The 12,790-nt window shown below is 73.5% G+C and carries 12 protein-coding genes; 7 read left to right on the top strand and 5 right to left on the bottom strand.

The window, feature by feature from the left end; translation table 11 throughout:
• Positions 1 to 18 precede the first annotated feature (18 nt).
• Positions 19 to 1,071 (top strand): LacI family DNA-binding transcriptional regulator, encoded by a 1,053-nt coding sequence (locus ACWCWD_RS13540; RefSeq protein WP_450772653.1) that lies wholly within the window; start codon positions 19 to 21, stop codon positions 1,069 to 1,071.
• A gap of 50 nt (positions 1,072 to 1,121) precedes the next feature.
• Here the strand turns inward: ACWCWD_RS13540 and ACWCWD_RS13535 are convergent, their stop codons facing one another.
• A complete protein-coding gene (locus tag ACWCWD_RS13535) occupies positions 1,122 to 3,380 on the bottom strand; it encodes a phage holin family protein (RefSeq protein WP_450772651.1) in 2,259 nt (752 codons plus the stop codon).
• A gap of 271 nt (positions 3,381 to 3,651) precedes the next feature.
• Here ACWCWD_RS13535 and ACWCWD_RS13530 point away from each other — a divergent pair, with 271 nt between their 5' ends.
• The 4 genes from ACWCWD_RS13530 to ACWCWD_RS13515 all read left to right on the top strand — a co-directional run bounded on the left by ACWCWD_RS13530 (position 3,652) and on the right by ACWCWD_RS13515 (position 5,809).
• Positions 3,652 to 4,428 (top strand): MBL fold metallo-hydrolase, encoded by a 777-nt coding sequence (locus ACWCWD_RS13530; RefSeq protein ID WP_450772649.1) that lies wholly within the window; start codon positions 3,652 to 3,654, stop codon positions 4,426 to 4,428.
• A gap of 2 nt (positions 4,429 to 4,430) precedes the next feature.
• On the top strand, positions 4,431 to 5,045 hold the full coding sequence (locus tag ACWCWD_RS13525; protein ID WP_450772647.1) for a DedA family protein: 615 nt from the start codon (positions 4,431 to 4,433) through the stop codon (positions 5,043 to 5,045).
• Positions 5,046 to 5,126: 81 nt separating this feature from the next.
• The gene (locus ACWCWD_RS13520; protein WP_450772645.1) at positions 5,127 to 5,522 is read left to right on the top strand and encodes a hypothetical protein; all 396 of its coding nucleotides are present in this window, start codon (positions 5,127 to 5,129) and stop codon (positions 5,520 to 5,522) included.
• Positions 5,523 to 5,623: 101 nt separating this feature from the next.
• Entirely contained in the window at positions 5,624 to 5,809 is a 186-nt protein-coding gene (locus ACWCWD_RS13515; protein WP_450772643.1) for a hypothetical protein, read from the top strand.
• Positions 5,810 to 5,831: 22 nt separating this feature from the next.
• Here the strand turns inward: ACWCWD_RS13515 and ACWCWD_RS13510 are convergent, their stop codons facing one another.
• Entirely contained in the window at positions 5,832 to 6,761 is a 930-nt protein-coding gene (locus tag ACWCWD_RS13510; protein WP_450772641.1) for an NAD(P)-binding domain-containing protein, read from the bottom strand.
• Positions 6,758 to 7,576 carry an IclR family transcriptional regulator gene (locus ACWCWD_RS13505; RefSeq protein ID WP_450772640.1) on the bottom strand — a complete coding sequence of 273 codons (819 nt, stop codon included), beginning with the start codon at positions 7,574 to 7,576 and terminating at the stop codon, positions 6,758 to 6,760. The genes ACWCWD_RS13510 and ACWCWD_RS13505 overlap by 4 nt, the downstream gene beginning before the upstream one ends.
• 165 nt (positions 7,577 to 7,741) lie before the next feature.
• On the opposite strand from ACWCWD_RS13505, the gene ACWCWD_RS13500 reads away from it, so the two are divergent.
• Both ACWCWD_RS13500 and ACWCWD_RS13495 read left to right on the top strand, forming a co-directional pair.
• Entirely contained in the window at positions 7,742 to 9,091 is a 1,350-nt protein-coding gene (locus tag ACWCWD_RS13500; protein ID WP_450772638.1) for an amidohydrolase family protein, read from the top strand.
• Entirely contained in the window at positions 9,088 to 10,170 is a 1,083-nt protein-coding gene (locus tag ACWCWD_RS13495; protein ID WP_450772636.1) for a dipeptidase, read from the top strand. Before ACWCWD_RS13500 ends, ACWCWD_RS13495 begins: the two co-directional genes overlap by 4 nt.
• Positions 10,171 to 10,220: 50 nt before the next feature.
• Here the strand turns inward: ACWCWD_RS13495 and ACWCWD_RS13490 are convergent, their stop codons facing one another.
• Complete coding sequence (locus tag ACWCWD_RS13490; protein ID WP_450772634.1) at positions 10,221 to 11,276, bottom strand: MBL fold metallo-hydrolase; 1,056 nt, start codon at positions 11,274 to 11,276, stop codon at positions 10,221 to 10,223.
• 13 nt (positions 11,277 to 11,289) lie between these two features.
• Positions 11,290 to 12,633: an aminotransferase class I/II-fold pyridoxal phosphate-dependent enzyme gene (locus tag ACWCWD_RS13485; protein WP_450772633.1), complete on the bottom strand. Its 1,344-nt coding sequence runs from the start codon at positions 12,631 to 12,633 to the stop codon at positions 11,290 to 11,292.
• Between the last annotated feature and the right edge of the window lie 157 nt (positions 12,634 to 12,790).

Below are 12,790 nucleotides of genomic sequence, written 5' to 3'. Positions count from 1 at the left end.
TCCCGGTATAAATGCTGCATGACTGCCGATGTGTCACCTCCCCTGCGTCCCGCGACCCTGGAGGACGTTGCCGCGGTGGCCGGTGTCTCCCGGGCCACCGTCTCCCGGGTGATCAACGGCGCGACCACGGTCGATCCGGTGCTGCGCCAGGTCGTCGAGGAGGCGGTCGTCGCCACGGGGTACGTACCGAACCGCGCGGCGCGTTCGCTGGTGACCCGGCGCACCGACTCGATCGCGCTGGTGGTCTCCGAGCGCGAACGCCGCACGGTGGCCGAGCCGTTCGTCGGGCGGATGTTCTCCGACCCGCACTTCGGGCGGGTCGTCACCGGTCTGCTGGACGTGTTGCGTCCGGCGGGCATCCAGATGGTGCTGATGCTGGCGGACGACGCGGTATCCCGGGGGCAGTTGCTGTCGTACCTGCGGCAAGGACATGTCGACGGGGTGGTGTTGATCTCCTCGCACGCCGACGACCCGTTGCCCGGGCTGCTGCACGAAACGCGGTTGCCCGCCGTGCTGGCGAGCGCGCCGGCGCAGCCCACGCCGCTCACGCACGTGGAGGCCGATCAGCACGCCGGGGCGGGGCTCGCGGCGGACCATCTGGTGGCGCTGGGGCGTCGGCGGCTGGTGACGGTGGCGGGTCCGCAGGACCGGCCCGCGGGCCGGGCCCGGCTGAGCGGGTTCCTGGATGCCCTGGCGGCACACGGGATCACGGACGTACCGAGTGCCGAGGGCGATTTCACGCACGCGGGCGGGGCGTCGGCGATGAAGCGGCTGCTGGGTGACCGTCCCGATCTGGACGGGGTGTTCGTCGCGTCGGACCTGATGGCGCTGGGCGCCCTGCCGGTCCTGCTGCGGGCGGGGCTCGACGTGCCGTCCGACGTGGCGGTGGTGGGGTTCGACGACAGCAGCGCGGCGCTGGCCTGCGATCCGCCGCTGACGACGGTGCGCCAGCCGGTGGAGGAGATGGCGGCCGAGATGGCCCGGCTGCTGCTGCGGCAGATACGTACCTCCGAGGCGCCCGCGCCGTCCGTCGTGTTCCCGCCGGTGCTGGTGGGCCGGGAGTCGGCCTGAGCGCTGTGCCGGGCCGCACGGGCCCGGCAGCCGTGCGGTACGTGTCGCCGTCAGCCGCGCGGCTCGTGGACCGTACCTGCGCCGGGGTCCGGCAGCGTGGTGTCCACGGCCGCCTCGCCCCGCGCGCCCGGCAGCGGCCGGTCGGCGTACGGGAGGCCCGCGACGCCCTCGTGGCGCAGCGGCACCTGGGGTCCGGAGGGCTCCCGCAGCCAGCGCCTGAGTACCCGGTGGACGGCCTCGGCGCCGACCGGGCCGATGTGCGGCACCGTGACCGGGGCGCCCGGCCCGGCCGTACCGGACGCCGCCGTGCCCGCCCCCGCCGTACCGGACGCCGTCGCTTCGGCGGCGAGTACGTCGAGCGGGTCGGTCATCCCGCGGGGCCACAGCAGGAACGGCCGTGACTGCGGGCCGCCGAGTCCGCCGTGCGAGCCGATCTGTTCCTCGAAGGCGTGCACCCGGTCCGTCGCGGGGTCGTACATCGAGTTCACCATGACGTCGGCGACGTGCGGGAAGGTGTCGGTGCGGCGTATCGCGTCCGCCGCGCCGGGGCCGAAGCCGGTGAGGGGGCCCTCGTCGTCGCGCAGTTCGGCCACCGGCACTTCGGCCCCGCCGGCTCCGAGGACGACCGAGCCGTGCCGCTCGCTGCGGACCAGCAGGAAGCCGATCCCCGGGTGGTTCGCCAGGGTGCCGAGCAGGGCCGGGTGGCGTCGGTCGATCTCCTCGCGGGAGGCGCGGCCGTCGATGCCGGGGAAGGAGATCAGGCCGAGGTTGCCGGAGGCCAGGACGACCGGGTCGGACGCGGTGGAGGCGGGCTCCGCCTCCGTCTCCTGCACCGGCCGGTGGAGTGCGATGCGCACCGCGTCGCGGGCCTCGGAGGCGCTGAGGGTGCGCTGCGCGCGCCGGGGCACGGGGAGGCCGCAGCCCGCCCGTACGAGGTCCTTCAGCGTCAGCCCGTACCGTCCGGCGAAGGTCTCTCCGAGGCTCTGGCCGTGGTCGGAGAGGAGCACGATCCGGTACGCGCGCGGGGTGTGCTCGGTGATCTTGGTGATGAGGGCGAGGGAGCGGTCGAGCCGGGCGAGGACCTTGTCGGCGTCGCGGCTGTACGGCCCCGAGTGGTGGGCCACCTCGTCGTAGGCGACGAGGTCCGCGTAGACGGCGGTCCGTCCGGCGAACATGTCGCCGATGACGGCGGCGACCACGACGTCGCGTTCGAGGACGGTCGCGAAGGCCCGTATGAAGGGGTAGAGGCCGCCGCGCTTGATGCGCGGGGTCTCCTTGCGCAGCCTCGACCGGGTGGACTGGCCGATCTCCCGGCCGACCTCGGCGACGAAGGAGAGGGCGGTACGGACGGCGTTGGCCGGGTCGGAGAAGTAGGCGAAGTAGCCGGCGCGCGACCTGCGGCCCTTGCCGCGCCGCCCGGCCATCGACAGGACGAGGGCGAGCTGGTCGGCTCCCCCGCTGAAGAGGTTGCCCCGGCTGGCGCCGTCGAAGGATAGCAGGCCGCCGTCGTGGGTGCGCGCGAGGGCCCGGCGCTGGAGTTCGAGGGCGCTGGCGGGGCGGCTGGAGACCATCACGGTGCCGGTCTCCTTCTCGTACCACCGGAAGGCGGGCACGTCGTGGTTGGTGCCGTGCAGCAGGGCGAGCTGGCTGGCGCCGGTCTGGCTGGACCAGTCGGTGCGCCAGGGGGTGATCCGGTGTCCGCCGGGGTCGGCGAGCCAGCCGGCCACCGTGGGCATCAGTCCCCCGGCGGCGGCCCTCGTCAGGACGTCGTGGCCGACCCCGTCGAGCTGGATGAAGACGGTGCCGGGCGGTCCGCCGCGGCCGTCCCCGGCGTCGCCGGGGAGGCGCTTGCGCCGCCGGTCGGCGAGGCGGGAGAGCCGCCGCCGGTAGGCGTCGTCGTCCCTGACGGCGAGTGCGGTGGAGGCCGCCGAGGCGACCGCGGACATCACCGCCGCGACGACCACGGCGGTCTCCGGGTTCGCCGTGCCGCGTCCGTCCGGGATCAGCCGGAGGGCCAGGAGCAGCAGGGAGCCGTTGAGGAAGAACACGAGCGCGCCGAGGACGAACGCGGGGACCACCAGCAGCGCCCGGACCACGAGGGGCCAGACGAGGGCGGAGAGCAGTCCGAAGGCGCCCGCTCCCCAGGCGGCGGTGAACGCGGTCTTGGTGATGGTGTCGCCGTTGTCGGACTGGAGCTGGAAATCGGGGAGGACGCCCGCGAGGGCGAGCATCGTCAGGGCGGACACCGCCCACACCGCCGTCACCCGCAGCAGGGCACTTCCCGCCCTGCGCCATCGCCCGGCTCCCACGCCCGCTCCGCCTTCCCTGCGTCCGGGCCGGTCGGTCCAAGGCGTGCCCCGGGACACCTCCGGGGCCCGCCCACCAGCTTCGCACAGCCATTCCCCGTCGTCGGTGGTCCGGTCCCCGGGCACAGGTGTACGCCCCGCGCGAGGGGGCAGACCCCGGGTCGGCGCTCGATGCGGGAGGCATAGGCTCGTACGGGCTCCCGCACGCGGAAGAGCTGCGGTGCGGCGGAGCGAAGCGGACCGGGGAGAACGGACAAGAGGAGGCGGGACGCCGGTGGAGGTCACCTGGTGGGGTCATGCCACCTGCACGATCGAGGACTCCGGGGTGCGGGTGCTGACCGACCCGCTCTTCGTCCGCCGGTTCGCACATCTGCGCCGCCGGGGCGGAGCGGTCCCGCCGCCGTCGGCGGCGCTGGCCGACGTGGTCCTCGTCTCCCACCTCCACTCCGACCACCTGCACCTGCCGTCGCTGGCCCGGGTCGCCCCCGGTACCCGGCTGATCGTGCCGGGCGGCACGGTCCGCGCGGTGCCCGGTCTGCGGGTGGTGCGGCGGATGCGCGACCTGCGGATCACCGAGGTGGCGCCCGGCGACACGGTTCGGATCGGCGGGGTGACCGTGCGCGCGGTGCCCGCCGAGCACGACGGCCGCCGCCTCCCGGTCGGCCCGCAGCGGGTCGCGGCGCTCGGTTACGTGGTGGAGGGCGAGGCACGTACGTACTTCGCCGGGGACACCGGCCTGTTCGAGGAGATGGCGAAGGAAGTGGGTCCGGTCGACGTGGCACTGCTGCCGGTGGGCGGCTGGGGACCGAATCTGGGTCCCGGCCATCTGAACGCGGCCCGGGCGGCCGAGGCCCTGGCGCGGCTCGCTCCCCGCTCGGCGGTGCCGGTGCACTGGGGCACGTTCTGGCCGGTCGGCATGGACGGGGTCCGCCCGCACGAGTTCCACTCACCCGGCGCCGAATTCGTACGGCAGGCGGCGCTGCTGGTGCCCGAGGTGGCGGTCCATCTGCCGGCGCACGGCGAGCGGGTCCTGCCGGAGGTCCACCGGTGATCATGGACCAACTGGCGCAGCTGCCGACCGAGGGGACCCAGCAGGCCGTCGGGTATCCGACGCTCTTCACGCTGGTGGCGCTGGGCTCCCTGGTGCCGGTGGTGCCGACGGGGGCGCTGGTGAGTTCGGCGGGTGTGGTGGCGTTCCACCAGAACTCGCCGTTCTCCCTGCTGTTCGTCTTCCTCACCGCGGCCACGGCGGCGTTCCTCGGTGACATCTGCCTGTACTGGCTGGGCAAGCGCGGCGTCCACTCCAGGAGCGGCTCGAAGTGGCTGAAGTTCATCACCGACCGGGCAGCCCCGGAACGGCTGGCGCAGGCGCAGCGGAAGCTGGACGAGCACGGGGTGATGGTGCTGGTGCTGTCGCGGCTGATACCGGCGGGCCGGATACCGGTGATGCTGGCATGCCTGCTGGGCGAGATGCCGTTGCACCGGTTCGCCCGGGGTGACGTTCCGGCCTGTCTCGCCTGGGCGGCCACGTACCAGCTGATCGGCATCCTGGGCGGTTCGCTCTTCCCGGAGCCCTGGCAGGGCGTGGTGGCCGCCGTGGGTCTGACGCTGCTGATCAGCGGGGTGCCGGCCGGGTGGCGCGGGCTGCGGGCGCGGTTCGGGCACTGAGGCGCTGAAGTCGACACAGAGAATCACGCTCACTTGGACTCAACTATTCTCACATACTCTCCCGGCTGATACAGTCGAGCAATGCCCAATCAGCCTCTTTCGGTAGACCCGCAGACCTACTCCCAGCTGACCCTCTTGGCCCGCGCGTGGAATGTCACGCAAGAGGAGGTGGTACGCCGCCTCCTCCAGCACTTCCAGTCACCCGACGCGCCACTGAGCACGAACTCCGCCGGGAGAACCGACCAGCACATCGCCGTGCACGCCATCTACGAAGGCGTCCGCGTGGATGGCCTCTACGACACGGCCGGCAGCTCCCTGGAGATCCCTCACGGGCCCGGCGCGGGCACTTATCGGACCCCCAGCGGTGCGGCTACCGCCGTCCTTCAAGCACTTAACCCGAAGGTGAAGCCCAACCGCAACGGATGGAGCTTCTGGATCGTGAGCGAGAGCGGGGCACTCCTCCAGTCCCTGAGGTGACCGACATCACATTCACATTTCCTCTTCAGTGCTCATCTAATGCAGTATGCTCTCATGATGGCTCGGCTTAGGGTCCGTAGCCGCGAACACGGGAGAAATTCGTGAACCACGCCCCAGGCCCTCTGCTGCCACAGCGCACCGCGCTCGTCCTGACGCTCGGAGTACTGATCGGTGTCGGGGCCGCAGTCCTGGGAGCGCTCGGTGGCATGGAGCCCTCCATGGCAGTACTGACCGGCGGTTGCGCGTTCGGGTCGGGCACGCTCTTCTTCCACTCGACCATCGGTTGAGCCGGGCTCGCACCCCGACCGGTCAGACCTGGGTCAGACGGTCGGCGGCGTACGCGACGGCCGCCGCGGCGACGTCCAGGGCCGCGTGCCCGGTGGACTTGAAGACCGTCAGTTCGGCGGCGGTGCGGCGGCCCGGGTGGCTGCCGGAGAGGACCTCGCCGAGGAGGGTGGCCCGGCCGGGCGGCAGGCCCTGGAGTTCGTGGGCACCGGCGGGCAGCGGGGCGGTGGCTGCTCCGGCCCACTCGACGAAGAGCGAGCCCTCCTCCACGGTCTGGGCGTCCAGCTCCGGCCCGTGGGAACCGCCGACGGAGCCGACGTGGGCCCCTTCGGCCAGCCAGGAGCGCCGGAGCACCGGTTCGCGCGCACCGGTGCAGCAGAGCACCGCGCCGGAGCCGCGTACGGCGCCCTCGACGGTGTCGGCCGTGGCGCGCGGGTGCCGGGCGGCGAGGGCCCGGGCGCGTTCCGGGTCCCGGCCGCCGACCACGACGGGCGTGTCCGGGTCCTGCCGGGCCAGCAGGTCGAGCTGGGCGGTGGCCTGAACGCCGGTACCCAGCACGGCGATCCGGTTCAGGTCCGGGCCGGCGAGCGCGCGCAGCGCAATGGTCGCGGTGGCAGCGGTACGGACGGCGGTGACGGTCTCGGCGTCCATCACCGCCAAGGGCCTGCCGTCCGTCTCGTCGAAGAGGGCGACCACGCCCCGGTGGGAGCTGCGTCCGGGCCTGGCGGGGTCGGCGAAGACGGAGACGAGTTTGGCGGCGAGGCCGAGGCCGGGGACATACGCGGGCATCACGCCGAGGAGCCCCGCCGGTGCTTCGGCGGCGATGCGCGGGGGCGCTGAGACCGTCCCGTCCGCCACCGCGACGAGAGCGACCGCGAGGGCCTCCACCAATCGGTCGGGGTCGAGCGCGGCACGGGTCCGCGCCGCATCCAGCATCAGCACGTCGTTGTTCATCCGCTCTCCCGCGTTCGTTCGTTCTCTCCGGACCGCACCGCCGCCTCTGCCTCCGCCTCTGCCGCCACCACCGCGTCCACGCCCAGGATCTCCGCGAGGGAGGCGGTGGCGTCCAGCAGGGCCGTGCGCAGCATGTTCAGTGACGGCTCGTCGAACTCCGCGTCGGGTCCGACCACGGTGAGCGCGCAGAGCGGCCGGCCCGGGCCCGCGAGGACCGCACGGCCGACGGAGGCGACCAGGGCCTCGTTGCGGCCGCGCTCCACCGCGAAACCGGTGCGCTCCGCCCTGGCCAGGTCGCTGAGCAGTCCCTCGGGGCCCTGCATCGGGTGTCCGGCTTCCGAGGCGGGCACCAGGTAGGGGGCGCGTGCTCCCGGCGGCAGTGCGGCGACCAGGGCCAGTGGTCCGGCGAACCGGTGCACGGGCAGCGTCCGGTCGGTGAGCAGGCTGATCATCTCCAGACGCGCGGGCCGGACCGCGTCGAGTACCCGCGAGCGGTCGTGCTCCAGCACCTGGAGGTTGACCATCATGCCGGTGCGGGCGGCGAGCGCTTCCAGCACCGGGCGGGCGAGCGCCACCAGGGAGTTGGCGACGGCGGTGCGCGAGAACCGCAGCGCGGCGGCGCCCGGCAGGTAGTGGTCCCCGGAGCGCAGCACCCAGCCGCGGCGGACCAGGTCGACGAGGATCCGGTAGGCGGTCGGCCGGTGCAGCCCGGCCTCGTCGGCGATCTCGCTCAGCCGGAGCGGACGATCGGAGCGCGAGACGGCTTCCACGAGGTCGAGCGCCTTGTCGACGGCCGAATTGGAGGACTTGGGCATCCTCCCCCCTCTCCTCAGCTGATGGTGGGATCCGGGGTTCACGGCAGAACCTTGCCGATCACCGGAGTAAGGACGGTAGCGTACGTTTCCACAGACGGAACCAGCATGACAACAGCTGTAATTCACCAGGCCGCGGATGCGGCGATGACGGAGAGGTGTGACCCGATGGCTCACGAGGATGTCGGCGCTCCCGCCCCCTTCGCCGCTCCGGCGAAGGGAACCGTGGTGCTGTACCGGGGAGCCACGCTGATCGACGGCACGGGCGGTGCCGCACGGCCCGCCACGTCGGTCGTGGTGGACGGTGAGCGCATCAGGACGGTCGCACCGGACGGCGAGATCTCCGTCGCCCTGCTCGCTGAGGCCGAAGTCGTCGATCTGCAGGGCGCGTTCGTCGTGCCGGGGCTGATCGACTCGCACCAGCACATCGCCACTCCGCCCAACCGCCCCGTCGCCGAGGCCGCGTTGCGCCGCCAGGTCTACGGCGGCGTGACCGCGATCCGCGACATGGCCGACGATCTGCGGCACGTCGCCGACCTGGCGCGCGCCACGCTGGTCGGCGAGATCCCCGGCCCCGACATCCACTACGCGGCGCTCACCGCCGGGCCCGGGTTCTTCGACGACCCGCGCACCTGGCAGGTCTCGCAGGGCGCGGTGCCCGGTCGGGTGCCGTGGATGCAGGCGATCACCGAGGAGACCGACCTGCCGCTGGCGGTCGCGCGGGCCGCCGGCACGTACGCCACCGCCGTCAAGATCTACGCGGACCTCCCGGCTCCGCTGGTCGCGGCGATCACCGCCGAGGCGCACCGGCAGGGGCTCGGCGTCTGGGCGCACGCGGCGGTGTTCCCCGCCTCACCGGCCGAGGTGGTGGCGGCCGGGGTGGATGCGGTCTCCCATGTCCACCTGCTGGTCCACGAGTTCGCCGAGCGTGCGCTGACCACGTACAAGGACAAGCCCCCGGTGGACCGGGACCGCTTCCTGGGCGGTGACGACCCGGAGATGGCCGGTCTGTTCGCGCGGATGCGGGAGCGGGGCACCGTGCTCGACGCGACGAACACGCTCTGGGAGTGGCTCGCCGACGACGCTGACACCCCCGAGGAGAAGACCCGGGCCCGGGAGAACGCGGAGCTCTCGGCGGCCCTCACGGCGCAGGCGTACCGGGCGGGCGTGGAGATCAGCACGGGCACCGACTGGGAGACCGCCCCCGGGCAGCTCTTCCCTTCGGTGCACGACGAGTTGGTCTTCCTGGTCGAGCGGTGCGGCATCCCCGCCGCGCAGGCCATCCGTTCCGCCACCCTGGTCGGGGCGCGCAGCATGGGCGCGGAGGACTCCATGGGGACGGTCGCCGAGGGCAAGCTCGCCAACTTCGTGGTGCTGAAGGACGATCCGCTGGCCGACATCCGCAATCTGCGCACCGTCGTCTCGGTGGTGAAGCGCGGACTGCGCCTCGACCGCACGGAGTTCACCTCGGACAACAACCCGACCACGACAGCTCCGGAAGGAACGAACCCCCGATGACCACCCCCTCCACCTCTGTCGGCGACATGCTGATCGTCAACGCCCTGGGCGAGCTGCAGAACCCCAACGCCCCCGAGGCCGCCGAAGGGGCCGGCCAGCTCCTCCAGACCATCGACGAACTGGCCGTCGACGGACGGGCCATCGCCGAGGCGCACGCCTCCGGGATGAACGCCGTCAACATCACGCTCGGATACGTGATGGGCGACATGCCCCCGTACGAGCACACGCTGCACGAACTCGACGTGTGGGACGGGCTGATCGCCGCGCATCCGGACGATCTGCTGCACGTGCGCACCGCGTCCGATCTCTACCGGGCGAAGGACGAGGGCCGGATCGGGGTGATCTACGGTTTCCAGAACGGAGTCGCGGTCGGTGACGACCTCGGCCGCGTCGCCACCTTCCAGCAACGCGGCGTCCGGGTCTTCCAGTTGACGTACAACCAGGCGAACCACCTGGGCGACGGCTCGATGGCGCCGGAGAACCGGGGGCTGACCCCGTTCGGCCGCGAGGTGGTCGAGGCGGTCAACGAGAGCCGGATGATGGTGGATCTGTCGCACAGTGGCGAGAACACCTGCCTGGAGGCGGCCCGGATCTCCTCCCGCCCCGTGTCGGTCAACCACACGGGCTGCCGGGCGGTCACCGACCTGCCGCGCAACAAGACCGATGAGGAGCTGCGGCTGGTCGCCGGGCGCGGGGGCTTCGTCGGGATCTACTTCATGCCCTTCCTCAACCCCACCGGTCACGCCACGGCCGCCGACGTGGTCGAGCACATCGCGCACGCGGTGAACGTCTGCGGCGAGGACGCAGTCGGGATAGGCACCGACGGCCCGGTCACCGCCATCGACGACCTGGACGCCTACGCCGCCACGCTCGCGGCACACGTCGCCGAGCGGCAGGCGGCGGGCGTCGGCGCCGCGGGCGAACGGGCCGACACCTACCCCTTCGTGGTCGACCTGCGCGGGGTGGAGCAGTTCCGCGAGCTGATCCGGCTGCTGGAGAAGCGTGGTTACGGCTCCGGGCGCATCGAGAAGATCCTCGGCCGGAACTTCGCCGCCTACGCGGAGCGCGTCTGGGGCTGACGGGCCGCCTACGCGGAGCGCGTCCGGGGCTGACGGCGGTACGGAGGGTCCTACGGGGTTCGGGCCGGCTCGTCGAACGCGCGCGAGCCGCCGATGGGCAGGTCCCAGAGGCGCTCGCGCGGGTGGCCCGCACGGTGCCAGGCGGCCCGCAGCCGCACCAGTGGTTCCAGTACGGGCTCGGCGGAGAGCAGGAAGGTCGCCCAGTGCATCGGCGCCATCGCCCTGGCGCCGAGGTCCTCGTACGCCCGCACCGCCTCCTCGGGGTCGGTGTGCACGTCGGCGAGCCACCACCGGGGCGCGTACGCGCCGATCGGCAGCAGGGCCAGATCGATGCCCGGGTGGTGGCGGCCGATCTCCCGGAACCAGTGGCCGTATCCGGTGTCCCCGGCGAAGTAGATCTTGCGCCCCGGTGTCCCCGGGGCGTTCGTCGTGTCGGTGAGGACCCAGCCGCCCCACAGCGACCGGCAGGTGTCGAAGAGGGTGCGCCGCGACCAGTGGTGCGCGGGGACGAACGCGAAGCGCACGCCCCGCAGTTCGGCCGTCTCCCACCAGTCGAGTTCGGTGACCCGGCTGAACTTGCGTCGCCTGAACCAGCGGGCGAGTCCGGCCGGTACGAACACCGGTGTGTCGCGCGGGAGCCGGCGGAGCGTCGGGGCGTCCAGGTGGTCGAAGTGGTTGTGGCTGACGACGACCGCGTCGACCGGGGGGAGGGTCTCCCAGGCCACGCCCACCGGGGTGATCCGCGCCGGGGTGCCGAGGATGCGCCGGGACCACACGGGGTCGGTGAGGACGGTCAGCCCGCCGATGCGGACGATCCAGCTGGCGTGCCCGGCCCAGGTGACGGCGTCCTGGCCGGACGGGGGCAGCGGGGCGGGGTCGAACGGCAGCAGGTGGACGCCCCGGAGACCCGCCGCGTCGGGCCGCAGCGAGCGTTCGCGGACCAGGCGGGTCATGGCCCTGATGCCCGGCAGGGGTGCGGTGAGCCGGTCGGCGAAGCTCCTCGGCCAGACGCGCTCTCCGACGGGCGGGCGCCCGGTCCGCGCGCCGGTGTCCTCCTGGGGCTCCCGGTCCGCGTCGGTACGGAAGGGCCCGGTCTGTTCGGTCATCGCGGGTCTCCCCTCACCGGAGTTCGTCGAAGGCCGCTGCGAACATGCTCAGCGCGTTCGCGATGTGCGGCAATTCCAGCGGCGCCGCTGCGGTGAGGGAGGCGGCCCGCTGGTCGGGCGTCGCACCCACCAGATGGCCGGTGCCCAGGCGTGCCCGCAGCGCGCCCAGCTCGTCGCCGAACCGGTGCCCGCCCGGGGCCGGGGCGCCGAGCCGTTCGGTGAGGTACTCCTCCAGCTCCATGGAGTCCGTGACCCCGCGCTCGGCCAGCCGGGTGCGCAGCGGCCCGAGGTCGGCGTAGAGGTGCCGGCCCGCCTGCGGGGGCCTTGCCAGGGCCCCGGCGGCCAGCAGGGCGCGGTGGGCGGCGGCGGCGATCTGTGCCTGGAGCCGTGCTGCCTGCCGGATCCGGCCGGTGACCGCTTCCGGCTCGCGCAGGGCGTGCGCGGCGGCCCGGGCGACCGGCGTCGCGACGAGGGCGCCCAGCGCGGTGAGGACGTCGAGGGTACGGGCGCGGTGTACGGCCCCCCGGCGGGTGGCGGGGAACCGTGCCACCGCGACGGGCCAGGCGGCAGGGGTGAGGGCGCCCGAGAGGTCGGTGAGGACGGTGACGTCGTCGGGGCACATCTCGGCGGGGCTGAGCAGCACGGTGTCGTACGGCCGGTGCAGGGTGTCGCGCCAGGTCTCGTCGCTGATGATGTGCAGGCCCTCGGCGACGGCCGCCTCGCACGCCTCGCGGACGAGTTCGGGCGGCGCGACGGTGGCGGTGGGGTCGTCGGCGACGGAGAGCACGAGGAGCCGGGGGCGCCCGCCCTCGGCGCGTACCCGGCGGACGGTCTCCAGGAGGGCGTACGGGTCGGGCACACCGCCGCATTCGGCGGGCGTCGGTACGTGGTAGGCGGGCCGGCCGAGAAGCCTGGCCTGCGGAATCCAGGCCGCCGGGCAGGGCCTGGGCATGAGGACGTCCCCGCCGTGGGCGGCGATGAGCCCGAGCAGCAGCGCCTGGGTGCCCGGGGCGGCGGCGATGTCCGAGGGGTCGCCGCCCAGTCCCCGTCGGGCCCAGTAGGCGCAGGCCGCCTCGCGCAGGATCGTTCCGCCACCCGGGGGTTCCGGCCGGGTGTCGCCCGCGGCGGCGGCCAGTACGCCGACCGGTCCGGGGAGGGCGGGGAGCCCCGGGTCGGGGACGGGCGGCCCGTAGCGGACCGGGCCGCGGTCCTCCCGTACGCCGTGCGGGCCAGGGTCGTCCGGCGTGCCGTGCGGGCCGTGGTCCGCACGGGCGCCGTGCGGGCCGCGGTCCTCCCGTACGCCGTGCGGGCCGTGGTCGTCCGGCGTGCCGTGCGGGCCGTACTCGGTCCGGTGCATGGCCCTCCTCGTCCGCCTCCGCCCCCGTGCCGTTCCCGGAGTCCGTCGGGCCCTTTATACGGAGGTTTCGGCCGGGGTGCCCGCGCAGCGCACCGTCCCGGACAAGGCGGGCGGGGGGCGCGGAACAGGGCGTCCCGCCGAGAAAAGCGGGCGGTCG

Source organism: Streptomyces sp. NPDC001493, from assembly GCF_053597235.1.
This window is presented reverse-complemented; position numbering and strand designations above follow the sequence as displayed.